22 protein-coding genes, 1 tRNA gene and 1 pseudogene are annotated in these 21,320 nt (G+C 68.3%); 8 read left to right on the top strand and 16 right to left on the bottom strand.

Features of this window, described 5'->3' with window-relative positions:
- Window positions 1–236 precede the first annotated feature (236 nt).
- Window positions 237–1,466 (bottom strand): tyrosine--tRNA ligase, encoded by a 1,230-nt coding sequence (gene tyrS, locus ML342_RS04895; RefSeq protein ID WP_439655151.1) that lies wholly within the window; start codon window positions 1,464–1,466, stop codon window positions 237–239.
- A gap of 164 nt (window positions 1,467–1,630) precedes the next feature.
- Between tyrS and ML342_RS04890 the strand changes: the two genes are divergently transcribed.
- Entirely contained in the window at window positions 1,631–3,088 is a 1,458-nt protein-coding gene (locus ML342_RS04890) for a M23 family metallopeptidase (RefSeq protein WP_240125798.1), read from the top strand.
- A 28-nt stretch (window positions 3,089–3,116) separates the two neighbouring features.
- Window positions 3,117–4,247 carry an anhydro-N-acetylmuramic acid kinase gene (locus ML342_RS04885; protein WP_240125797.1) on the top strand — a complete coding sequence of 377 codons (1,131 nt, stop codon included), beginning with the start codon at window positions 3,117–3,119 and terminating at the stop codon, window positions 4,245–4,247.
- Here ML342_RS04885 and ML342_RS04880 read toward each other — a convergent pair.
- Both ML342_RS04880 and ML342_RS04875 read right to left on the bottom strand, forming a co-directional pair.
- A complete protein-coding gene (locus tag ML342_RS04880) occupies window positions 4,235–5,527 on the bottom strand; it encodes an AmpG family muropeptide MFS transporter (RefSeq protein WP_439655150.1) in 1,293 nt (430 codons plus the stop codon). The two genes, ML342_RS04885 and ML342_RS04880, sit on opposite strands and share 13 nt — an antisense overlap.
- Window positions 5,524–6,327 (bottom strand): exodeoxyribonuclease III, encoded by an 804-nt coding sequence (locus tag ML342_RS04875; protein ID WP_240125796.1) that lies wholly within the window; start codon window positions 6,325–6,327, stop codon window positions 5,524–5,526. The genes ML342_RS04880 and ML342_RS04875 overlap by 4 nt, the downstream gene beginning before the upstream one ends.
- A gap of 61 nt (window positions 6,328–6,388) precedes the next feature.
- Here ML342_RS04875 and pyrE point away from each other — a divergent pair, with 61 nt between their 5' ends.
- Window positions 6,389–7,039 carry an orotate phosphoribosyltransferase gene (gene pyrE, locus ML342_RS04870; RefSeq protein ID WP_240125795.1) on the top strand — a complete coding sequence of 217 codons (651 nt, stop codon included), beginning with the start codon at window positions 6,389–6,391 and terminating at the stop codon, window positions 7,037–7,039.
- A 32-nt stretch (window positions 7,040–7,071) separates the two neighbouring features.
- Window positions 7,072–7,758 carry a hypothetical protein gene (locus tag ML342_RS04865; RefSeq protein ID WP_240125794.1) on the top strand — a complete coding sequence of 229 codons (687 nt, stop codon included), beginning with the start codon at window positions 7,072–7,074 and terminating at the stop codon, window positions 7,756–7,758.
- A gap of 48 nt (window positions 7,759–7,806) precedes the next feature.
- On the opposite strand, the gene ML342_RS04860 is transcribed toward ML342_RS04865, so the two are convergent.
- The 3 genes and pseudogenes from ML342_RS04860 to coaBC form a co-directional block, all read right to left on the bottom strand.
- Complete coding sequence (locus ML342_RS04860; RefSeq protein ID WP_240125793.1) at window positions 7,807–10,176, bottom strand: phosphomannomutase/phosphoglucomutase; 2,370 nt, start codon at window positions 10,174–10,176, stop codon at window positions 7,807–7,809.
- Between the two features lie 12 nt (window positions 10,177–10,188).
- The gene (gene dut / locus ML342_RS04855; RefSeq protein WP_240125792.1) at window positions 10,189–10,650 is read right to left on the bottom strand and encodes a dUTP diphosphatase; all 462 of its coding nucleotides are present in this window, start codon (window positions 10,648–10,650) and stop codon (window positions 10,189–10,191) included.
- A pseudogene (gene coaBC / locus ML342_RS04850) lies at window positions 10,647–11,857 on the bottom strand (bifunctional phosphopantothenoylcysteine decarboxylase/phosphopantothenate--cysteine ligase CoaBC). Before coaBC ends, dut begins: the two are co-directional and overlap by 4 nt.
- Window positions 11,858–11,955: 98 nt before the next feature.
- Here coaBC and radC point away from each other — a divergent pair.
- Entirely contained in the window at window positions 11,956–12,630 is a 675-nt protein-coding gene (gene radC / locus ML342_RS04845) for a RadC family protein (protein ID WP_240125791.1), read from the top strand.
- Between the two features lie 77 nt (window positions 12,631–12,707).
- Here the strand turns inward: radC and ML342_RS04840 are convergent.
- From ML342_RS04840 to rplM, 3 genes are all read right to left on the bottom strand, one after another.
- Window positions 12,708–12,782: transfer RNA gene (locus ML342_RS04840), tRNA-Gln, on the bottom strand.
- 81 nt (window positions 12,783–12,863) lie between these two features.
- Complete coding sequence (gene rpsI, locus ML342_RS04835) at window positions 12,864–13,256, bottom strand: 30S ribosomal protein S9 (protein ID WP_240125790.1); 393 nt, start codon at window positions 13,254–13,256, stop codon at window positions 12,864–12,866.
- 12 nt (window positions 13,257–13,268) lie between these two features.
- Window positions 13,269–13,697 carry a 50S ribosomal protein L13 gene (gene rplM / locus ML342_RS04830; RefSeq protein WP_240125789.1) on the bottom strand — a complete coding sequence of 143 codons (429 nt, stop codon included), beginning with the start codon at window positions 13,695–13,697 and terminating at the stop codon, window positions 13,269–13,271.
- A 190-nt stretch (window positions 13,698–13,887) separates the two neighbouring features.
- Between rplM and coq7 the strand changes: the two genes are divergently transcribed.
- A complete protein-coding gene (gene coq7, locus ML342_RS04825; RefSeq protein ID WP_240125788.1) occupies window positions 13,888–14,532 on the top strand; it encodes a 2-polyprenyl-3-methyl-6-methoxy-1,4-benzoquinone monooxygenase in 645 nt (214 codons plus the stop codon).
- A 105-nt stretch (window positions 14,533–14,637) separates the two neighbouring features.
- Here the strand turns inward: coq7 and speD are convergent, their stop codons facing one another.
- Complete coding sequence (gene speD, locus ML342_RS04820; RefSeq protein ID WP_240125787.1) at window positions 14,638–15,429, bottom strand: adenosylmethionine decarboxylase; 792 nt, start codon at window positions 15,427–15,429, stop codon at window positions 14,638–14,640.
- A 178-nt stretch (window positions 15,430–15,607) separates the two neighbouring features.
- Between speD and crp the strand changes: the two genes are divergently transcribed.
- Together crp and ML342_RS04810 are read left to right on the top strand one after the other, a co-directional pair.
- Complete coding sequence (gene crp, locus ML342_RS04815) at window positions 15,608–16,288, top strand: cAMP-activated global transcriptional regulator CRP (RefSeq protein WP_240125786.1); 681 nt, start codon at window positions 15,608–15,610, stop codon at window positions 16,286–16,288.
- 20 nt (window positions 16,289–16,308) lie between these two features.
- Window positions 16,309–16,779: a GNAT family N-acetyltransferase gene (locus tag ML342_RS04810; protein ID WP_240125785.1), complete on the top strand. Its 471-nt coding sequence runs from the start codon at window positions 16,309–16,311 to the stop codon at window positions 16,777–16,779.
- Window positions 16,780–16,797: 18 nt separating this feature from the next.
- Here the strand turns inward: ML342_RS04810 and ML342_RS04805 are convergent, their stop codons facing one another.
- From ML342_RS04805 to ML342_RS04780, 6 genes are all read right to left on the bottom strand, one after another.
- Entirely contained in the window at window positions 16,798–17,520 is a 723-nt protein-coding gene (locus ML342_RS04805) for a haloacid dehalogenase-like hydrolase (RefSeq protein ID WP_240125784.1), read from the bottom strand.
- The gene (gene trpC / locus ML342_RS04800) at window positions 17,517–18,305 is read right to left on the bottom strand and encodes an indole-3-glycerol phosphate synthase TrpC (protein ID WP_240125783.1); all 789 of its coding nucleotides are present in this window, start codon (window positions 18,303–18,305) and stop codon (window positions 17,517–17,519) included. Before trpC ends, ML342_RS04805 begins: the two co-directional genes overlap by 4 nt.
- A gap of 33 nt (window positions 18,306–18,338) precedes the next feature.
- Window positions 18,339–19,376 (bottom strand): anthranilate phosphoribosyltransferase, encoded by a 1,038-nt coding sequence (gene trpD, locus ML342_RS04795; RefSeq protein WP_240125782.1) that lies wholly within the window; start codon window positions 19,374–19,376, stop codon window positions 18,339–18,341.
- Between the two features lie 15 nt (window positions 19,377–19,391).
- The gene (locus ML342_RS04790; RefSeq protein WP_240125781.1) at window positions 19,392–19,934 is read right to left on the bottom strand and encodes a DUF1543 domain-containing protein; all 543 of its coding nucleotides are present in this window, start codon (window positions 19,932–19,934) and stop codon (window positions 19,392–19,394) included.
- A gap of 1 nt (window position 19,935) precedes the next feature.
- Entirely contained in the window at window positions 19,936–20,514 is a 579-nt protein-coding gene (locus ML342_RS04785; protein ID WP_240125780.1) for an anthranilate synthase component II, read from the bottom strand.
- A gap of 69 nt (window positions 20,515–20,583) precedes the next feature.
- Window positions 20,584–21,270: a sensor histidine kinase gene (locus tag ML342_RS04780; protein ID WP_240125779.1), complete on the bottom strand. Its 687-nt coding sequence runs from the start codon at window positions 21,268–21,270 to the stop codon at window positions 20,584–20,586.
- Window positions 21,271–21,320 lie beyond the last annotated feature (50 nt).

The raw sequence follows: 21,320 nt of genomic DNA, 5'->3' as shown, positions 1-21,320 counted from the left end.
CGCATCAGCGCCCGAGTGAGCCGCCCATCATACAGGAGTTTCGACGACTGTCAACACCCCGCGATGAACTTCTTTACCACCCCGCCTCGGAAACCATAGCCCCTCGGCAAGGGCGCGCATCTTGCTCTATCCATCCACGCTTGGGAAGTCTTGACGTCACTGCAATGGATCGTGCATTTCGCGCGCGTTCATGCATCGCTCATCACCCATCGCTCGCGCATCCTCGCGAGCACGTCTCATGCAACAGCAACCAGACGCACGCGCGCGAAGTTACGCTTGCCCACCGCCAGCACGCCCTCGAAACCGGGCACGAATACGCGTGCGGCATCCTCGAACACTTCACCATTCACGCGCACGGCACGCTCCCTGAGCTTGCGGTTGGCCTCGGAGTTGCTGGGCATCAGCCCGGCCGCGACCAGCAATGCGGCGATCCGCAACCCTTCCGCCGGCACCACCACGTCCTGTAGCGGCAGGCTGCTCAGATCACCTTCTCCACGCACCGCGGCATGCCAGCCGGCGATCGCGCGCTCGGCCTCATCCCTGCCGTGGAAGCGCGCCGCAAGCTCGCGCGCCAGCCGCAGCTTGACGTCGCGAGGATTGAGCGCGCCCGCCTCAACCTCGGCGCGCAGCCGCGCCGCTTCATCGATCCCGATCTCGAAGCTTAGCAGGTCGATCCACTTCCACATCAGCGCATCGCCGATCTTCATGGTCTTGGTGACGATGTCGATCGCCGGCTCATTGATGCCGATGTAGTTGCCGAGCGATTTGCTCATCTTGTGCACGCCATCCAGCCCTTCCAGCAGCGGCATGGTGAGCACCACCTGCGGCGGCTGCCCGTAGTGCTCCTGCAGGCCGCGTCCCATCAGCAGGTTGAACTTCTGGTCGGTGCCGCCCAGCTCGACGTCCGCCTTCAACGCGACCGAGTCGTAGCCCTGCACCAGCGGATACAGGAACTCGTGAATGGCGATCGGCTGCTGCGCGGCGTAGCGCTTGGCGAAATCGTCGCGCTCGAGCATGCGCGCCACGGTGTGCTGGGCCGCCAGCCGGATCATGTCGGCGGCGCCCATTTGCCCGAACCATTCGCTGTTGAAGCGCACCTCGGTGCGTTCGCGATCCAGCACCTTGAACACCTGCTCGGCATACGTCTGCGCGTTGGCCAGCACGTCCTCGCGCGAGAGCGGCTTGCGGGTGGCGCTCTTGCCGGTGGGGTCGCCGATCATCCCAGTGAAGTCGCCGATCAGGAAGATCACCTGGTGCCCGAGGTCCTGGAACTGGCGCATCTTGTTGAGCAGGACGGTGTGGCCGAGATGCAGGTCGGGCGCAGTCGGATCGAAGCCGGCCTTGATTCTCAGCGGGCGGCCGAGCGCCAGGCGCGACGCCAGCTCCTCCTGCTTGAGGATCTCCTCGCTGCCGCGGGCGATAAGTGCGAGCGCCGAGGCGATCTCGGCAGATAGGGGTTCGGACACAGGCATGGCCTCCTGCGGCATCTGCCGCATTCACGATTCGGTCAATGTTAAAGCGCCGTTAACCCGCGCGCCCCAAAAAGTTTCGGAGATTCAACGGGTTGACGCATGTTCCACGCCTGTCTATGGTAGCGCGTCATCCCTGCGCAGACGCGAGGAAGGAAATAATGACGAATCCGAGTCGTGACGCAGTGCGCCGAGGCAATCTCGAACGCGCACGCGTCAATGCCGATCGTCCGGGCCGCCCCCTTTCGTCTCATCCCTTCCAGGGTCGCTGGTCGCGCCGCCAGTGGGCGCATGCCAGCGTTCTGACTACCATCGGCGTGCTGCTGGCCGCGATCGTGCCTGGCTTCTCCAGCGTCCTGGACACCCGTGCCAATCCGCAGCTGCAGAAGATGACGCTGCAGCTGACCCTGCCCAAACTGCCGCGCCGGGCCAGCCAGCTCAGCGACGATCACTGGCAGACGGTGACCCTCAAGCCCGGCCAGACCCTGAGCGGCGTATTCGAAGAGTTGGGCATCCCTTACGATCAGCTGGCGCGGGTGATGCAGCATCCCAAGATCAAGCCCACCCTGCGCAAGCTGCGCCCGGGCACCGAACTGAGCTTCAACCTGCCGGCCGATGGCACGGTGCGCGCGATGCGGCTGGAGCCAGGCCCAGGCATCGGCGATACCCCCATCGAGCTGGAGTTCGACGGCGATGCACTGCGCGAGCGCGCGGTGCCGGTGGAGATCACCACCCGCACCGTGGTCCTGACCGGCGAGGTAGGCAAGTCGCTGTTCGCTTCTGCGCGCAAGCTCGGGCTGGGCAGTGCGCAGATCAACCAGCTCACCGATGAGATGTTCAAGTACGACATCGACTTCGATTCGGACCTGAGCGAAAACGACCGCTTCAGCGTGGTAGTCGATCAAACCTGGAAGAACGGCGTGCTGGTCAACACCGGGCCGGTGCTGGCAGCCACGTTCACCGTGGACGGCAAGGTCAAGAGCGCCTTCCGCTTCATGCGCGACGGCAAGCCGGAATATTTCACCGCCGACGGCCGCTCCCTGCGCCGTCCATTCATCCGCATGCCGATCCCGTATGCGCGGCTGACCTCCGGCTTCGGCGGCCGCAACCATCCGATCCTCGGGCGCTTCCGCATGCACAAAGGCGTGGATTACGCCGCGCCGACCGGCACTCCGATCCAGGCCGCGGGCGATGCGCGGGTGGCTTTCGTCGGCCATCAGGGCGGCTATGGCAACGTGGTGATTCTCGATCATGGCGGCGGCAAGACCACCCTGTACGGCCATATGTCGCGTTTCGCCAAGATCCATGTCGGCCAGCGCATCGCGCAGGGCACCGTGATCGGTTACGTGGGGAGCACCGGGCTGGCCACCGGCCCGCACCTGCACTACGAGTTCCGGGTCAACGGCGTGCACATGAATCCGCTGAAGATGACCCTGCCGCCGCCTGCGCCGCTGTCCGGGGCTGATCTGGTGGCATTCAAGAGCGAAACCCGCCGCGCGCTGGAGAAGATCCACGAGGTCGAGAACGTGGTGTTCCAGCTCGACGATGGCAGCCGCGTGGCCAGCGCCGCGCCCACGGGCAAGAAGGCCCAGGCCGCCGGCAAGCGCAGCCGCGGCTGAGCCAGGCACTGATGCGATACTGCGCGGCATGTCCGCGCCCGATTCCCGCGCCGAGTTGTTCCTCGGCCTGATCTCTGGCACCAGCGCCGACGGCATCGATGCCGCGCTGGTGCGCTTCCATGGCGATGGCCCGCATCCACGCCCCGAGCTCGTCTGCGGGCGCACGTTTGCATGGGACTGCGAACTGCGCGCGCGCCTGCTCGCGCTGGGCCAGCAGGCGCAGGCGCTGACCCTGGACGAAGTAGGCGAACTCGATGTGCGCATCGGATGCGCCTTTGCGAGCGCCGCCGATGCACTGATCGCGGCCGCAGGCATTGCGCGGCGCGCGATCGTCGCGATCGGCTCACACGGCCAAACGCTGCGCCACCGCCCGCAGGGCGAGGTGCCCTTCACGCTGCAACTGGGCGATGCCCATGTGATCGCCGAGCGCTGCGGGCTGCCGGTAGTGGCCGACTTCCGCCGCCGCGATGTCGCCGCCGGCGGCCACGGCGCGCCGCTGGTGCCCGCGTTCCATGCCGCCACCCTGCACGCACCGGACGAAGACCGCGCGGTATTGAACCTGGGCGGCATCGCCAACCTGACCCTGCTGCCGGCGCATGGCACCGTACGCGGCTTCGACACCGGCCCCGCGAACGGGCTGATGGACGCCTGGTGCCTGCGTCATACCGGCCAGCCGTTCGACGCCGACGGCGCGTTCGCAGCGCAGGGGCGTGTCGATCATGCGCTACTGACGCGGCTGCTCGCCGAGCCGTGGTTCGGCGCGCCGCCGCCCAAATCCACCGGCCGCGACCAGTTCCATCTCGACTGGGTGGACGCCGCGCTGGCCGGTGACGAAGCCCCGGCCGACGTGCAGGCGACGCTGCTCGTGCTCACCGCGCGCACCGTCGCCGATGCCCTGCGCGCCACCCAGCCACGAACGCGACGGGTGATCGTATGCGGTGGCGGCGTGCACAACCCGCGCCTGCTGGCGGCGCTGGCCGAGGCGCTGCCGGAGATGCGCATCGAATCCAGCGCCGCACATGGGCTGGATCCGGATTTCGTCGAAGCCATGGCCTTCGCCTGGCTGGCGCGCGAACATCTCGCGCGGCGCCCGGGGAATCTTCCGACGGTGACCGGCGCGGCCGGGCCGCGGATACTCGGCGCGCTCTATCCGGCCTGATCTGCTGCCGCGGCGAACACCCGCCGGCGCAGCACCGGCGTCAGCCATGCGTACAGCAGCAGCGCCGGCACCAATGCCAGTACGGTGATGACGAAGTACATGCCATAGCCGGTGGCCATCACGATCCCACCCGCAAAAAAGCCGAGGATCTTGCCCGGCAGGTTCACCAGCGAGCTGAGCAGGGCGTACTGGGTGGCGGTGTGCGCGCGGCTGACCAGCGCCGACAGGAACGCGACCGTCGGCGGCCCCAGCATGCCAAGGGTGAAGTTCTCGACCGAGATCACCGCGGTCAGCACCCACAGGTCACCCTTGTGCGCCATCAGCAGCAGATACAGCAGATTGCAGCTGCCGCACACCAGCATCATCAATCCCAACGATTTCCAGGCACCCAGCCGCGCCACCAGGGCGCCACCGCAGAACACGCCGAGAATGCCCACCCACACGCCCCAGAGCTTGGTGATCGAGCCGATCTGGGTCTTGCTGAACCCCTGGTCGAGATAGAACGGGCCCATGATGCCGCCCACCGTGGCCTGCTCGGGCACTTTGAACAGCAGAATGAAGGCCAGCAGCGTGAGTGCCAACCCCAGCCCATAGCGGCGGAAGAAATCGGCGAATGGGTCCACCACCGCATCCACCATTGCCTGCCGCCAGGATCGCGGCGCTGCGAGCACCACCTCAGGCTCGCGCGCGCGCAGCGTGGCGATCATCGGCACCAGCATGGCCGCGGCCATCGTCATGTACACCACCGGCCACCGCAGGTGGTCGGCCATGATCGCCGCCAGCGCGCCGGCCAAGATCAAGCCAATCCGGTAGCCCAGCGAATAGGTCGCCACCAGCGGGCCCTGGTCCGCGACTGGCGCGATCTCGATCCGGTAGGCATCCACCGCGATGTCCTGGGTGGCACCGAAAAATGCCGCCGCCAGCGTGGCCGCAACGAACGGCCCCAGCTGCGCCGGCGTCAGCACCGCCATTGCCAGCAGGCTGACGATGACCCCGAGCTGCGCGGCCAGCAGCCAGCCGCGGCGGCGCCCCAGACGGGCGAAGCCCGGCAGCCGCCAGTGATCGAGCAGCGGTGCCCACACGAACTTGAGCGCATACAGCATGCCGGCGCTGGCGATCATGGTGATGTCTTTCAGCACGATGCCGACGTCCTTCAGCCACAGTGCCAGGGTGCCAGCCACCAGCAGGAATGGAAGCCCCGAGGAAAAGCCGAAGAAGAACATGGTGCGCGCTGCCGGCTGCGCGAACGCGCGCCAAACGGACGGACGGTCGCCACTCATCGCGCATACTCCACCAGCAGCGGCGCGTGATCGGAGAATTTCGGCGTGGGGAAGATCTCGGCACTGCGGATGCCGGCGGCGATCCCCGGCGTGCACAGCTGATAGTCGATCCGCCAACCGACGTTGTTGGCGCGCGCATTGCCGCGCTGCGACCACCAGGTGTATTCCACCGCATCGGGCTTGACGACGCGGAAGGCGTCCTTCCAGCCATGCGCGGGCGGCACGATCAACCCGTCGTGGCAGTCGTCGGCGATCAGGCCGTTGAGCCAGGCGCGCTCGTGCGGCAGGCAGCCGGAGTTCTTCTGGTTGCTGCTCCAGTTCTTGATGTCGTTCTTCGCGCGGACGATGTTCCAGTCGCCGCACAGCACATATTCGCGCCCGCTGGCGAGCCACTGCGCCAGAATCGGCTTCAGCCAGTCCATCACCTCCTCTTTGAAGCGCTGGCGCGCCTCACCCGAGCTGCCGGAGGGGATGTAGAGACTCACCACCGACAGGCAGCCGAACCGCGCTTCGATATAGCGCCCTTCGTCATCGAACGGCGCCCAGCCCAGGGCGGTGCGCACTTCGTCGGGCTCACGCCGGCTGTAGATCGCCACGCCGCTGTAGCCTTTCTTGGTGGAGGCGTCCTTGAACCACGCCCGGTAACCGTCGGGAAGCATCGCGGCGTCGCGCAGCTGATGCTCCTGCGCCTTGGTTTCCTGCACGCACAGGACATCCACGCCCTGGCCGGCGAACCACGCAAAGAAGCCTTTGGAGGCGGCCGATCGCAGGCCGTTGGCGTTGAAGGTGAGAATGCGCATCCGGGAAGGATAGCGGTTCCATGGGGTAACCTTGGCGCTCCGCGCAGCATCCCGCTCATTTATGTCCGATCATCGCCATCGCTTCCTGCAGCTGGCCGTGCGCGCCGAGGCGCTGCGTTTCGGCGAGTTCACCCTGAAGTCCGGCCGCATCAGCCCCTATTTCTTCAACGCCGGACGCTTCGATACCGGACGCCTGCTAGCCGAACTCGCCGCCTGCTATGCGGATGCGGTGGACGCCGCCGGACTGGACTTCGAGCTGGTGTTCGGCCCGGCCTACAAGGGCATTCCCCTGGCCACCGCGCTGGCCTGCGAGTACGCGCGCCGTGGCCGCGACCTGCCGCTGGCGTTCAACCGCAAGGAGGCCAAGACGCACGGCGAGGGTGGCCACCTGATCGGAGCAAAGCTGGCCGGGCGCCGCGTGCTGATCGTGGATGACGTGATCACTGCCGGCACCGCGATCCGGGAGGCGCTCTCGAGCATCCGCGAGGCGGGCGGCATTCCCGCCGGGATCGCGATCGCGCTGGATCGCCAGGAGCGCGTGCGCGAGGACGCGGCGGAGTCGGCGGCGCAGGCGGTGGCGGCGGAGCACGGGATTCCGGTGATCGCCGTGGCCACCCTGTCGGATTTGCTGGACTTCGCCGGTGAAACCGCCGCGCTGGCCGCCCACCGCGACGCCCTGCTGGCCTACCGCGCGCGCTACGGAATGGTTTGATACGCTGAGGCAGCAGCCACGGGGGGCCGTCCATGTCGCATCATTTCCGCCTGCTCACCGCCATCGCCATCGGCTTTGCCGGCGCTGGCCATGTCGCTGCCCAGACCGCGCCACCGCAGAAGAAGATCTACTGCTGGGAGGACAACGGGCGCAAGATCTGCGGCGATGCCTTGCCTGCCTCCGCCGCCGCGAACGCGCGTACCGAAATCAGCATCAAGAGCGGGCTGCCCACCGCGAAGGTGGATCGCGCGCTGAGCGAGGAGGAACGCAGCGCCGCGCAGCAGGCCGCGGAAGCCGCGCGTCGTCAGGCCGAAGCCGAAGCCATGCAGAAACGGCGCGACCTGGCGATGGTCGAGTCCTATTTGACCGAAGCCGATTTGCGCCGCGCCTATGGCGAGCGCACCGCGCTGCTGGATGAATCGATCAAGGCCAGCAAGCTGAGCATCACCACCCTGCAGGCCAGCCTGCTCTCGCAGCTGCGGCAGGCCGGCGACCAGGAGCTCGCTGGCACCCCGGTGCCGCCGCGGCTGACCCGCTCCATCCAGCAGCAGCATGCCGATCTGCTGCGCCAGCGCCAGCTCCTGGCAGCGCAGGAGCAAGACCGCGCCGCGCTGGAGAGCGAGCTTGCCGACTCCCTGCGCCGCTACCGCGAGATGAAGGGCGGCACGGCAAGCAGCGCCAGCGCCCCGACAGCGCCCACGAACACCCACGACCAGTAATCCTCCCTGCGCGGGCCGCTCGCCCACGGGCGCGCGGTCGTGGCGGTCTCAAAACGGCAGGCGCAGATCCGGCTCCAGCTGCAGCAGCTTGTCCCGGAACGCCTGCTGGATGCGCGCCATGCCGCTGGCGGTCTCGGCATCGAAGCGCATCACCAGCACCGGCGTGGTGTTGGAGGCGCGCACCAAGCCCCAGCCATCCGGCCAGTCTGCGCGCACACCGTCGAGGGTGGTGATGCGCGCGCCCTCGAACCCGGCGGTCAGGCGCAGGCGCTCGACGAACTCGTGCGGGTCGCCTCCGTCCGGCAGCTCGACCTTGAGCTCGGCAGTGGACACGCCGTCCGGCAATGCCTCGAACACCGCCTCCGGCGCCTCGCCGCGCGCATCCAGGATCTCCAGCAGACGGGCCGCGGCATAGAGGCCATCGTCGAATCCGTACCAGCGCTCGGCGAAGAAGAAATGGCCGCTCATCTCGCCGGCCAGCGCGGCATCCACCTCGCGCATCTTGGCCTTGATCAACGAATGGCCCGTCTTCCACATCAGCGGGCTGCCGCCGTGGCGCAGGACATGGGTCGCCAGCCGCCCGGTGCACTTCACGTCGTACACGATCACCGCGCCCGGATTGCGCTCCAGCACATCCGCCGCGAACAGCATCAGCAGACGGTCGGGGAAGATCGTCTTGCCGGACTTCGTGACCACCCCCAGGCGGTCGCCATCGCCGTCGAAGGCAACGCCAAGGTCGGCATCCAGGCGCTGCACCATCTGCACCAGCGCATCGAGGTTGTGGGGATCGCTCGGGTCCGGATGATGGTTGGGGAAGGTGCCATCGACTTCGCAGAACAGCGGAGTGACGTCGGCGCCGATCGCTTCCAGCACGCGCGGGCCAAGGAGACCGGCAGCGCCGTTGCCGGCATCCACCACCACCTTGATCGGCTGCCCGATCTGGATGTCGCCGGCGATGCGCTGCACGTAGTCTTCGCTGATGTCGCGCTCGTCCAGGGTGCCTTCGACCTCCGCCTGCAGCAGGCGGTCCTCGGCGATTCGCGCATGTAGATCCTTGATCGCGTCGCCGGAGAGGGTCTCGCCGCCGACCACGATCTTGAAGCCGTTGTAGTCGGGCGGGTTGTGGCTACCGGTGATCGCTACCCCGCAGCCGGTGCGCAAGTGATACGTGCCGAAATACACCACCGGAGTCGGCACCATGCCGATGTCGATCACGTTGCGGCCGGCCTTGCGCAGGCCGCGGATCAGGCCCTGCGCCAGGTCCGGGCCGGACAGGCGGCCGTCGCGCCCGACCACGATGGTGTCCAGCCCCTGCTCGGCCATCACCGAGCCGATGGCCTGGCCGATCAGCTCGGCCACCCCGGCATCCAGCGAATGCCCGATCACGCCACGGATGTCGTACGCGCGGAAGATGCGGTGGTCGATCACCACCGGTACCCGCGCCGCGTGCTCGGGGCGGTCGTGCTCGCGCACCTTCACCTTCGGCGCCAGCTCGGCTGCCGGCAGCTCCTGCTGCAGGTCGGCCAGGGTCGGCCCGGCTTCGACCTCGACGACGCCGCCGAGCGCCAGCAGGCGCGGCCGCACCCGCAGCCATAGCACCCCCGCGACCGCCAGCAGGATCACCCCCAACGCGAGCGCGGGAATGCCCTCCAGGCCGAACGGGGTCGCCGCCATGTCGGGAGCCGCCGCGGCGATGCGCAGGTCACTGTCGGGAACACGCGCGGCCATCGCTTCGGCCGCATCGCCCAATGCATGCTCGCCGCGCTCGATCACGCTGCGCTGGCCCTGCCGCAGGGCCAGATAGGTCCCATCGGGCAAGACCGGGGCCTGAATCCCACTTTCCAGGCGGGTCAACGGCAGTTCGACATAGACCACCATCGGGGCCGCGCCTTGCACCGGTGCGGCCAGCGCCAGTCGGTGCTGGCCACGCGACTGCACGATGCGGCTGCTGGCCTTGCCACCGGACAAGGCCTCCTCGATGACCGCCAGGGTGCCGAATCCAGTCCGCGGCAGGCCGGCATACAGGCCGTCCAGATCCGCCGTCGGCCAGACCTCGGCGCGGGCCACCTCCCGCCATCCCTGCCTGAGGGCGCTCGCCACCGCCTGGCGGTCACCGCTGGCGATCGCGGCCGTCACCTCGCGCGCGGCCAATCGCGCGGCGAACGTCTGCCGCTGCTCACTCAACACCCGTCGCACCGACGCCACGGCGTCGTCACGCGCGATCTCCAGCGCATGCTGGCGGGTTTCATCGCGCAGGCGCAGCCCGCCCGCGGCCAGGCACCACGTGCCCAGCACCAGCAGCAGCGCGACCAGCCACGGCAGCAGCCTGGCCGCCTGCAGCGGGTCGAACTGCAGCCCGCGCGGTGCATCGGCATCTGCGTCGTCCTTGTCCTTGCGCCCCAATCCGAACACAGCCATGCGATTCCCCCATCAGCGCACGCCGGTATGGCCGAAGCCGCCCTGCCCGCGCGCGCTCTCTTCGAAAGTATCCACCACTTGCAGCACCGCGCGCACCACCGGCAGCAGCACCAGTTGGGCGATGCGATCCCCAGGCGCGATCTCGAACGCCTGCCCGCTGCGGTTCCACAGGCTCACCAGCAGCGGCCCTTGGTAGTCGGCATCGATCAGGCCGGTGCCATTGCCGAGCACGATGCCATGCTTATGACCCAGCCCGGAGCGCGGCAGGATGATCGCGCACAGCCCAGGATCGGCGATGTGGATCGCCAGCCCGGACGGCACCAGCGCGCTCGCGCCGGGCTCCAGGCGGAGCGGGGCCTCCAGCGCGGCGCGCAGGTCCATCCCCGCGCTGTGCGCGGTGGCGTAGGCCGGCAGCGCCCATTCGCGGCCGAAGCGCGGATCCAGCACCTTCACCTGTAGCACGTGCGCGCTCATGCCAGTCGCTCCGCCACGATGTCCAACAGCTGGTCCGCCAGTTCGCGTTTCGATGCCGGGCCCAGCGCGCGTTCGCCGGTGGCATCGATCACCAGCAGCGCATTGTCGTCGCACTCGAACCCGCCGCCGGCGCATCCAATCCGATTGGCGCAAATCAGATCGAGGCGCTTGCGCTGCAGTTTGCTGCGCGCGTAGTCCGCCACGTGGTCGGTCTCCGCTGCGAACCCCACCACCAAACGCGGCCGCTGCGGGCTGGCGGCCACCTCGGCCAGGATGTCGCGGGTCTTCACCAGTTCCAGCACCAATACATCCTGCCCAGGCTGCTTCTTGATCTTGCTCGCCGATGGCGCGCGCGGGGTGAAGTCCGCCACCGCCGCGGCGCCGATGTAGGCATCGCAGGGCAGCGCCTGCATCACCGCCGCGTGCATCTGCGCGGCGCTGCGCACATCGATCCGCTGCACCCCGGCGGGCGTCGCCAAATGCACCGGGCCGGCCACCAGCACCACCTGCGCACCCCGCGCGGCGGCGACCGCGGCGATCGCAAACCCCATCTTGCCGCTGCTGCGGTTGCCCAGAAAACGCGCCGGGTCGAGGTCTTCGTAGGTCGGGCCGGCGCTGACCAGCAGCCGGCGCCCGGCAAGCGCCCCGCTCATGCCGACGCTCCCAGCGCGGCCACGATCTCGGCGGGCTCGGCCATGCGTCCGGGGCCGGACTCCCCTTCGGCCAGCGGCCCGTCATTGGGCCCGACCAGACGCACGCCGCGCGCACGCAGGGTCGCGACATTGGCCTGGGTCGCCGGATGCCGCCACATGCGGTGGTTCATCGCCGGCGCCAGCAGCAGCGGCGCCTCGCTGGCCAGGCACAGGGTGCTGACCAGATCATCTGCCAGCCCATGCGCCAGCTTGGCGAGCATGTTGGCGGTGGCCGGCGCCACCACCACCCGCTGCGCCCAGCCCGCCAGCTCCAGATGCCCCATCGCGGCTTCCGCCTGGGCATCCCATAGCGAGGTGCGCACCGGCCGATGCGAGAGCGCCTGGAAAGTCTGCGCACTGACGAAGCGCTGCGCGTTCTCGGTCATCGCGACCTGCACCTCGGCGCCGGCATCGCGCAGACGGCGCACCAGCTCGGCCGCCTTGTAGGCGGCGATTCCACCGCATACGCACAGCAGCACGCGCAGGGAGCCTTCGTGAGCATCCTGAACCTGCATCAGGCCATTTCCCGACAGTTTCACCGGACGCCAGCTTACCCGATGCTGCGCCTTCTTCTGCTAGCGGGAGGGCAGACACCGGCGCAGGCTGTGCCGCCATGCGCATCCGCGACTGGCCCAGCACAGAACGTCCCCGCGAAAAGCTGCTCGCACGCGGCGCAAGTGCGCTGTCGGACGCCGAACTGCTGGCGCTCTTCCTCGGCTCGGGCACGGCCGGCGAGGATGCGGTCGGCGCCGCCCGTCGGCTGCTCGCCGAGCACGGCGGCCTGCGCCGGCTGCTGGATCATGACCCCAAGACCCTGCTGCGTCTGCGCGGGATCGGCCCGGCCCGCGCATGCCTGCTGACGGCGGCGCTGGAACTGGGGCAACGCCATCTGGCGGCGCGGCTGGAACGCGGCGAGGCGCTCACCGATCCTGGCGCGGCCGGGCGCTACTTTGCCCAGCGCCTGCGTGGACTGGGTCATGAGGTGTTCGCGGTGCTGTATCTCGACAGCCGGCATCGCGCACTGGCGTTCGAGGAACTCTTCCGCGGCACCATCGACGGCGCCGAGGTGCATCCGCGCATCGTGGTACAGCGCGCGCTGGCGCACGGCGCGGCCGCCGCGATCGTGGGCCACAACCATCCCAGCGGCAATCCCGAGCCCAGCGCGGCCGACTGTGCCTTGACCGCACGCCTGCGGCAGGCGCTGGCGCTGGTGGACGTCCGCCTGCTCGATCATTTCGTGATCGGCGACGGCGCCCCGACCTCGCTGGCCGAACGCGGCCTGCTGTGAGCGCGGTCCGGCGCCAGCCGCACGCGCGGTCGCTACGAAGCCAAAGCCCGCCTTGCGGCGGGCTTTGGCTTCGAAGATGGCAGCCCCGGATGGATTCGAACCACCGAATGCCTGAGTCAGAGTCAGGTGCCTTACCACTTGGCGACGGGGCTATGCAGCAGATTGTACCCTCAAATGCACCCGATGGATGAACTCCCCGCGCGGGCGCGGGAGCTCCATCATAAATGCCAGGCTTAGCGCTTGGAGTACTGGGTGGCGCGACGGGCCTTGTGCAGACCGACCTTCTTGCGCTCGACCTCGCGCGCATCGCGGGTCATGAACCCGGCCTTGCGCAGTTCGGGCTTCAGGTTCTCGTCGTACTCGACCAGCGCGCGGGCGATGCCCAGGCGGATCGCACCGGCCTGACCGGTGGTGCCGCCGCCGCTGGCGGTGACGATGACGTCGAACTTGTCGGTGGTCTGGGTCAGCTCGAGCGGCTGGCGCACGATCATGCGCGCCGTCTCGCGGCCGAAGTACTCGTCCAGCGGACGGTCGTTGATGGTGATGTTGCCGCTGCCCTTGCGCAGAAACACGCGAGCGGTGGAGGACTTGCGGCGGCCGGTGCCGTAATTCTGGGTGATAGCCATGATGATCGGACCTTAGATGTCGAGCGGCTGCGGCTGCTGGGCAGCGTGCGGGTGCTCAGGGCCGGCATAGACCTTGAGCTTGCGGTACATGGCGCGGCCCAGCGGGCCCTTCGGCAGCATGCCCTTGACCGCGATCTCGATCACGCGTTCGGGATGGCGCTCCAGCGCCTGCGCCAGGGTCTCGGTCTTGAGGTTGCCGACATAGCCGGTGAAGCGGTGATACAGCTTGTCCTGCAGCTTCTTGCCGGTGACCGCAATCTTGTCGGCGTTGATCACGACCAGGTAATCGCCGGTATCGACGTGCGGGGTGAACTCGGGCTTGTGCTTGCCGCGCAGGCGGTAAGCCAGGGCTGCGGCCAGACGCCCCAGGGTCTTGCCGGTGGCGTCGACGACGTACCAGTCGCGCTGGACGGTCTCGTTTTTGGCGATGAAAGTCTTCATGACGAACTCTTCTAGGGTGCCTGGTCGGGCTGGTTCCGGTCGCCGGAACGTCGCCTCGCGTTGTTTTTCACGCCGGCCGCTGACCAAAGCCCAGGCGGGAAAGAAGCGGAAATATACGTCCTCGCGCCGGCCAGCGCAAGTCCCCCATCTGCCGGGCAAGCGTTCCGGGCGGCCCGGCTAAAATGTGAGGATGAATGCCTGTCGCCACCTCGACCCCCTGGATCGCCTGCTGGACGCGGCCCAGAACGCCCTGTCTACCCTGCTGGGCTCACCGCGCGCGACGCGTCCCAACCCCGGCCAGAGCGAGCCTGAGCCCGTGCTGGATGACCGCCAGCGCCAGCATGCCGCCGGGCTGATGCGGATCAACCACACCGGCGAAGTCTGCGCGCAGGCGCTGTACGTCGGCCAGGCTGCGGTGGCACGCGATGCGGCCACGTGCGCCCACCTGCTGCAAGCCGCGCAGGAAGAAACCGATCATCTGGCCTGGTGCGCGGATCGCCTGCGTGAACTGCACAGCCGCCCCAGTCTGCTCAATCCACTGTGGTACGCCGGCAGTTTTGCGATCGGCGTCGCCGCCGGCCTGCGCGGCGACGGCTGGAACCTCGGATTCGTGGTCGAGACCGAGCGCCAGGTCGAAGCGCACCTGGCCGAGCACCTGCAGACGCTGCCGCCGGCCGATACGCGCAGCCGCGCGATCCTGGCAGTGATGAAGGACGACGAAGCCCGCCACGCCGACAACGCACGGGCGGCGGGAGCACGCCGCCTGCCGATGCCGATCCCGGCGCTGATGGCGGGCATGTCGAAAGTGATGAAGGCGGTGGCATACCGGATCTGACCGCGCCACGTGCGCGACTAGCGCGCGGAATGCGCCGGCCGCGCTCGGAACTGTACACGCCAGCTCACGCCGCCGGCCGGGCGCGCGGCACCGCCTTCAGGGCCGTCAATCGAGCAGATTGCGGCCGTGGTAGAGCTCCTCGATCTCGCGCTTGAGCCGCGCCTCGATCTTCATGCGCTCCTTGAACGACAGGTTGCGCGCCTTCTCCTCGAACAGGTATTGATCGAGGTCGAAGTCTTTCAGGTGCATCTTGGTATGGAAGATGTTTTCCTGATAGACGTTCACGTCCAGCATCTCGTAGCGTGACCGCACGTTCTTGGCCAGGTAATCCTGGATCGAGTTGATCTTGTGATCGATGTAGTGCTTCTTGCCCTTGATGTCGCGGGTGAAACCGCGCACGCGGTAGTCCATCACCACGATGTCGGATTCGAAGCTCTCGATCAGGTAGTTCAGCGCTTTCAGCGGCGAAATCACGCCGCAGGTGGACACGTCGATGTCGGCGCGGAAGGTGGCGATGCCGTTGTCCGGATGGGTCTCCGGGTAGGTGTGCACGGTGATGTGCGACTTGTCCAGGTGCGCCACCACCGCGTCCGAGATCACGCCTTTGGCATCGGCCTTGTCGATCACCGGCTGCTCGGAGATCAGGATGGTGACCGAGGCGCCCTGCGGGTCGTAATCCTGGCGCGCGATGTTGAGAATGTTCGCGCCGATGATCTCCGCCACGTCGGTGAGGATCTGGGTCAGGCGGTCGGCGTTGTATTCCTCGTCGATGTACTCGATGTAGCGGCGACGCTCGTCTTCAGACGCCGCGTAGCACACGTCGTAGATATTGAAGGACAGCGACTTGGTAAGGTTGTTGAAGCCCTGGAGCTTCAGGCGCGGCAACGGCTTGACCACGGCATTGGATCCGGCAGGAACGAGACAGAAGGCGAGATTATGCGGCAAAAGAGCGCGATCGGCATGGGCCAGCGCACGCCGCCAGACCACTGCAGGGCGTGGGGATTTGCCCGGCCGCGCCGGTTGTGCCGCCGCGCCGGTTGTGCCTAAGCTTGCGCATTCACAGGCGCCCATCCATATGAGCAGCACTTTCCCGAAGCCCGCCAAGACGCCCGCGACCAGCCCGCTGCTGGCGGATGCCGGCACCATCGAGCGCTTCATCGCCAACTGCCACCGCCGCCGATATCCGGCGCGCGCCGAGGTCTTCAGTCCTGGCGACCCGGCCGGCACGCTGTACTACGTCCTCTCCGGTTCGGTCAGCATCATCGCGAGAGAGAGCGATGAGCGCGAACTGGTGCTCGGCTATATCGGTCCGGGCGAGTTCGTCGGCGAGATGGGCCTGTTCGTGCATACCGATCAGCGCGGCGTGGCCCTGCGTACTCGCACCGCCTGCGAGCTGGCCGAGATCAGCCACGAGCGTCTGCAGGCGCTGCTCGCGGCGCAGGCCAACGACGCCACCCGCCTGCTCTACTCGATCGGCGCGCAGATCAGCCAGCGCCTGCTGGACACCAGCCGCAAGGCAGGCCGGCTCGCGTTCCTGGACGTCTCCGACCGCATCTACCGCACCCTGTTCGACCTCGCCCGCGAACCGGACGCGATGAGCCACCCGCTGGGCACCCAGCTGCGCGTCTCGCGCCAGGAGCTGGCGCGGTTGGTGGGCTGCTCGCGCGAGATGGCCGGGCGGGTCCTGAAGAAGCTGCAGGCGGACGGCAAACTGCACGCCCGCGGCAAGACCGTGGTGGTGTACGGCACCCGCTAGCCCCAGGGAGTGATGCGCGCATGAGCCATGCTTTTTCTCCCGGCCCCGGCGCGCTCGATGTGGATCTGCGTCCGGCCGTACTCGGCGACGCCGACGACGTCGCCCGGCTGCTGTGCGAGCTGGGCTACCCTTGCGATACGGCCGAGGCCAGCGAACGCATCAGCGCGATCCTCGCCAACGAGCGTCAAGCGCTGATCCTGGCGCGCCGCAATGGCGCGGTGTGCGGCCTGGTGGCGCTGGACTTCATGTATTACCTGCCGCTGGGCACGACCACCTGCCGCGTCACCGCGCTGGTGGTGAGCGCCGGCGCTCAAGGGCAGGGGCTGGGCCGCGCCCTGCTGAAGGAAGCCGAGCGCCGTGCGCGCGCCGGCGGCGCTGCGCGGATCGAGCTGACCTCCGGCGCCCAGCGCACCGAGGCGCACGCGTTCTACCGCGCCTGCGGCTACAGCGACAGCTCGGTGCGCTTCGTCAAGTTGCTGGGCTCGGCCTGAGCCGGGCTCGCGGGCAGCTCAGGCGACGCGGTCACCGCCACGGCCGGGGCAACCCCAGTTGAGGATCGGCGTGCCCGGCGGCAGCACGCGCCGGAACATCGCCACCCGTGCGCGCTTCGGATTGACCACCACTGGCTGCGCCGCGGCCTGCAGCAGCGGCAGGTCGGCGCTGCTGTCGGAATAGGCCTGCGCCACCGGCTGGGTATAGCCGGCTTCACGGATCATGGCCATCTTCATCGCGTGGTGGCAGTGCCGCCGCGCGCAAAAGCCGCCCAGTCGCGGCGCCAGCAGGGTGCCGATCACCGGCACGTCGCCATGCCCGGCCAGAGCGAGGATCGCCCTCGCCAGCTCGGGCGGCGCGCCGGTGGCGACCACCACGCGGTCCCCGCGCGCGCGGTGCTGCCGGAACACGTCCAGCGCGACCGGCAGCAGCCGCGCCCGGATCGCGCCCGCATGCAGCGCCACGTAACGGTCGATCAAGGCATCCAGCGCGGCGCGGTCGCGCACGCCGAGGGTTCCGGCCCAGACGAACGCGGAGATACCCGCGCGCCGAGTCGGCAAAAACGCCACCAGCGGCCCTGCGAATGGCGCGAGCAGCAGCGCCAACAGCCGCCGCCACCAGGCGCGCACGATCAGCCACTTGAATAGATGGCTGCCGGAATCGCCGTCGTACAGGGTGTGATCGAAGTCGAACACCACCAGCGGCGCACCGTCCCGCGGGGCCGGGTATGTCGCCGTCATGCGAACAAGGCCCGCAACGCCGCGCCCGGATCGGGCTGGCGCATGAAGGCCTCACCCACCAGGAAGGCATGCACGCCGGCCGCGCGCATCCGCGCCACGTCGTCCGGCGTGTGGATGCCGCTTTCGGTGACCAGCACGCGGTCTGCTGGTACTGCAAGTTTCAGGTCGAGCGTGGTCTGCAGCGAGACGTCGAAGGTCTTCAGATTGCGGTTGTTGATGCCCAACAGGCGCGCCGGGACCGGCAGCGCGCGCTCCAGCTCGTCCAGATCGTGCACTTCCAGCAGCACGTCCAGACCCAGCTCGGCGGCAAGGAAAGCGAACTCCGACAGGCGCGCATCGTCGAGCGCGGCGGCGATCAGCAGCACGCAGTCCGCGCCCAGCGCGCGCGCCTCATACAGCTGGTAGGCATCGACCACGAAGTCCTTGCGCAGCACCGGCAGCGCGCAGGCGGCGCGCGCCTGCCGCAGGTAGTCGTCGCTGCCCTGGAAAAAATCGACGTCGGTCAACACCGACAGACAGGCCGCACCGCCGGCTTCGTAGCTGCGTGCGATGGCGGCCGGGTCGAAGTCGGCGCGGATCACGCCCTTGCTCGGGCTGGCCTTCTTCACTTCGGCGATCACCGCTGGCTGGCCGGATGCGATCTTGGCGGCGACCGCATCGGCGAAGCCGCGCAGCGGCGGAGCATCGACGACGCGCGCGCGCAGCTCATCCAGCGGCAGCCGCGCGCGGCGCGCGGCCACCTCTTCGTGCTTGCGGGCGAGGATGGTGTCGAGGATGGTGGTCACGGCGATTGCTTCCGTCGATTGAGGTGGCGGTAATCAGGCGTGGCCAGCCAGCGCGCGGGTGGCGGCCACGTACTGCTGCATGCGTGCGCGCGCGCTGCCGTCGGCGATCGCCGCGCGGGCGCGGGCGAGGCCGTCGGCAATATCGTCGGCCACTCCGGCCACGTACAAGGCGGCGCCGGCATTGAGCGCGACGATGTCGCTGGCGGGGCCGGGCTGGTCATCCAGCACGCCGTGCAGCATCGCGATCGACTCGCCAGGATCGGCCACCCGCAGGTTGCGGCTGGCCGACATCGAAATCCCGAAATCCTCGGGATGGATGTCGTACTCGCGCACCACCCCGTCGCGCAGCTCGCCGACCAGAGTCGCGGCGCCCAGCGTGATCTCGTCCATGTTGTCGCGCCCCCAGACCACCAGCGCGCGCTCGGCGCCCAGTTCACGCAGCACGCGCGCCTGGATGCCAACCAGGTCGGGGTGGAACACGCCCATCAGGATGTTGGGGGCGCCTGCCGGATTGGTCAGGGGCCCCAGGATGTTGAAGATGGTGCGCACGCCCATCTCACGCCGCACCGGCGCCACTACCTTCATCGCCGGGTGATGGATGGGCGCGAACATGAAGCCGATGCCGGTCTGCGCAATCGTCTGCGCGACCTGCTCGGGAGACAGCTCGATCACCGCACCCAGCGCTTCCAGCGCATCGGCGCTGCCGGACTTCGAGGACACGCTGCGGTTGCCGTGCTTGGCCACGCGCGCGCCTGCGGCGGCGGCGACGAACATCGCACAGGTGGAGATGTTGAACGTATGCGCGCCGTCGCCGCCGGTGCCGACGATGTCCACCAGATGGGTCTTGTCGGCCACCTCCACCGGCAGCGCGAACTCGCGCATCACCGTAGCCGCGGCAGCGATCTCGTCCACCGTCTCCTTCTTGACGCGCAGGCCCGTGAGGATGGCTGCGGTCATCGCCGGGCTGACCTCGCCGCGCATGATCTGGCGCATCAAATCCACCATCTCGTCGAAGAAGATCTCGCGGTGCTCGATGGTGCGCTGCAGGGCTTGCTGGGGAGTGATCGACATGCGGCAAAAAACGTTTCAGGACAATGGAATGTAGGCGCTATGGCTTTCGATGCCAGCGTGTGGGCCAGGCAGCAGGTGGAGGTGCAGGCCGCCGATCGGGCCCAGCGGCACGCAGGCATCCACCTCGAACAGGGCGTCGCGGTGCGGCTGCACCCAGTCCGCTGCGGCCTGGCGCAGCGCCTTGCGCTTGGCCTCGGCCAGATCATGGGCCACCACCAGCAGATAGCGATGGTCCTCGCCGAACACCCCGGCCTGGTAGCCGCCGAGATTGGCGAAGTAAAGGCGCGGCGCATCGGCCGCCGGCGGCTCCGGCAGCAAGCGTACCTGGCGGTCCTCCACCCCGTGCACCATCATCCAGGCATCGATATGCAGCCCTTCGGGCGCGCCGAACCATTGCGCGCGCAGCTGGGTATGGGTAGCGCCGATCTCCGGCGCGACCGCGAACACCACGTCGTGCACTTCGGTATTGGCGCGCGCATGGCGCCCACCCAGCAGCACCACGAACAGCCGCAGCGCGGGCGGCTGGGCGCCGGCAGCGACAGCAGGCGAGGCCACCATCTCAACGCTCCAGAAAGTTTTTCAGCATGGCGTGCCCATGCTGGGTGAGGATGGATTCGGGATGGAACTGCACGCCCTCCACCGGATGCTCACGATGGCGTAGACCCATGATCTCCTCCCTCGAACCATCTTCGTGTTCGGTCCACGCGGTGACTTCCAGGCAAGCCGGCAGGCTTGCGCCATCCACCACCAAGGAGTGATAGCGGGTCGCCTCGAACCCGTCCGGCAGGCCCGCGAACACGCCCTGTCCGCGGTGCCGGATCAGCGAGGTTTTGCCATGCATGATGCGCCCGGCGCGCACCACCCTCCCACCATAAGCCTGACCGATGCTCTGGTGCCCGAGGCAGACGCCGAGGATCGGAATGCGCGCGCCCAGCTGCGCGATCACCTGCAGCGACACCCCGGCCTCGTTCGGGGTGCACGGCCCCGGCGAGATCACGATCTTTTCCGGCGCCAGCGCTTCGATCTCGGCCACGCTCAGCGCATCGTTGCGCTCCACCCGCACCTCGGCCCCCAGCTCCTGCAGATACTGCACGAGGTTGTAGGTGAAGCTGTCGTAGTTGTCGATCATCAGCAGCATGCCGGCCTGCGCCTCGCGACGGGTGATTCAAGAATCGCCCAGAATAGCGCAAGCGCCCGGGCGACCGCGTCAGGCCACCGGCAGCAGCACCTGCACCCGCAGTCCGGGGGCATTGTCCAGCAGCAGCACGCGCCCACCGTGGTGGCGCACGATCGCGCGCACCAGGCTCAGCCCCAGTCCGATGCCGGGCGAGCCGCGATGCTCCTCCAGCCGCTGGAAACGGTCGAACACGCGCTCGCGCTCGCTCGCGGGGATGCCCGGGCCATGATCGGCGACTTGCAGGCACACCTCGTTTGCGAGCGTCTCCAGCGTCACCTCGACCTCACTGGCGGGATGCGCATATTTCAAGGCATTGTCGAGCAGGTTCACCGTCAGCTGGAACAGCTGGTCGCGATCGCCTCGCACGCGCGCCTCCGCCAGCTGCACCCGCAGCCGGATCCCGCGCTCGCTACCGATCGGCGCATACAGATCGACCGCATCCTCGACCACTTCGGCGAGCGCCACCGGCGGCGCATCCGCATCCAGCGTCTGCGCTTCGATCCGCGCCAGCCGCAGCAGGGCACCGAACGACTGCAACAGCTGATCGGTCTCGGCCACTGCGCGATCCAGGTGCGCCAGCAGCTCCGGCTGCCTGACCTGCTGGCGCAAGTCTTCCAGGCGATTGCGCAGCCGCGTCAGCGGGGTGCGCAGGTCGTGCGCGATGTGGTCGGTGGCATGCCGCACGCCATCCAGCAGCTCCTCGATGCGATCGAGCATGGCGTTGAAACGCGACGCCACCCGGTCGAACGCGTCGCCGCTGTGGTCGA

The organism is Thermomonas alba, assembly GCF_022419205.1.
Lineage (GTDB): Bacteria > Pseudomonadota > Gammaproteobacteria > Xanthomonadales > Xanthomonadaceae > Thermomonas > Thermomonas alba.
Note: the sequence above shows the minus strand (reverse complement) of the source record. Positions and strands in the feature narration are given on the sequence as shown.

Excerpts from the sequence above, each read along its gene's own strand:
- ML342_RS04890 (WP_240125798.1), top strand. The coding sequence starts at position 1,631 with ATGACGAATCCGAGTCGTGACGCAGTGCGCCGAGGCAATCTCGAACGC.
- ML342_RS04885 (WP_240125797.1), top strand. The coding sequence starts at position 3,117 with ATGTCCGCGCCCGATTCCCGCGCCGAGTTGTTCCTCGGCCTGATCTCT.
- ML342_RS04880 (WP_439655150.1), bottom strand. The coding sequence starts at position 5,527 with ATGAGTGGCGACCGTCCGTCCGTTTGGCGCGCGTTCGCGCAGCCGGCA.
- ML342_RS04875 (WP_240125796.1), bottom strand. The coding sequence starts at position 6,327 with ATGCGCATTCTCACCTTCAACGCCAACGGCCTGCGATCGGCCGCCTCC.
- pyrE (WP_240125795.1), top strand. The coding sequence starts at position 6,389 with ATGTCCGATCATCGCCATCGCTTCCTGCAGCTGGCCGTGCGCGCCGAG.
- ML342_RS04865 (WP_240125794.1), top strand. The coding sequence starts at position 7,072 with ATGTCGCATCATTTCCGCCTGCTCACCGCCATCGCCATCGGCTTTGCC.
- ML342_RS04860 (WP_240125793.1), bottom strand. The coding sequence starts at position 10,176 with ATGGCTGTGTTCGGATTGGGGCGCAAGGACAAGGACGACGCAGATGCC.
- dut (WP_240125792.1), bottom strand. The coding sequence starts at position 10,650 with ATGAGCGCGCACGTGCTACAGGTGAAGGTGCTGGATCCGCGCTTCGGC.
- radC (WP_240125791.1), top strand. The coding sequence starts at position 11,956 with ATGCGCATCCGCGACTGGCCCAGCACAGAACGTCCCCGCGAAAAGCTG.
- rpsI (WP_240125790.1), bottom strand. The coding sequence starts at position 13,256 with ATGGCTATCACCCAGAATTACGGCACCGGCCGCCGCAAGTCCTCCACC.
- rplM (WP_240125789.1), bottom strand. The coding sequence starts at position 13,697 with ATGAAGACTTTCATCGCCAAAAACGAGACCGTCCAGCGCGACTGGTAC.
- coq7 (WP_240125788.1), top strand. The coding sequence starts at position 13,888 with ATGAATGCCTGTCGCCACCTCGACCCCCTGGATCGCCTGCTGGACGCG.
- crp (WP_240125786.1), top strand. The coding sequence starts at position 15,608 with ATGAGCAGCACTTTCCCGAAGCCCGCCAAGACGCCCGCGACCAGCCCG.
- ML342_RS04810 (WP_240125785.1), top strand. The coding sequence starts at position 16,309 with ATGAGCCATGCTTTTTCTCCCGGCCCCGGCGCGCTCGATGTGGATCTG.
- ML342_RS04805 (WP_240125784.1), bottom strand. The coding sequence starts at position 17,520 with ATGACGGCGACATACCCGGCCCCGCGGGACGGTGCGCCGCTGGTGGTG.
- trpD (WP_240125782.1), bottom strand. The coding sequence starts at position 19,376 with ATGTCGATCACTCCCCAGCAAGCCCTGCAGCGCACCATCGAGCACCGC.
- ML342_RS04790 (WP_240125781.1), bottom strand. The coding sequence starts at position 19,934 with ATGGTGGCCTCGCCTGCTGTCGCTGCCGGCGCCCAGCCGCCCGCGCTG.
- ML342_RS04785 (WP_240125780.1), bottom strand. The coding sequence starts at position 20,514 with ATGCTGCTGATGATCGACAACTACGACAGCTTCACCTACAACCTCGTG.
- ML342_RS04780 (WP_240125779.1), bottom strand. The coding sequence starts at position 21,270 with ATGCTCGATCGCATCGAGGAGCTGCTGGATGGCGTGCGGCATGCCACC.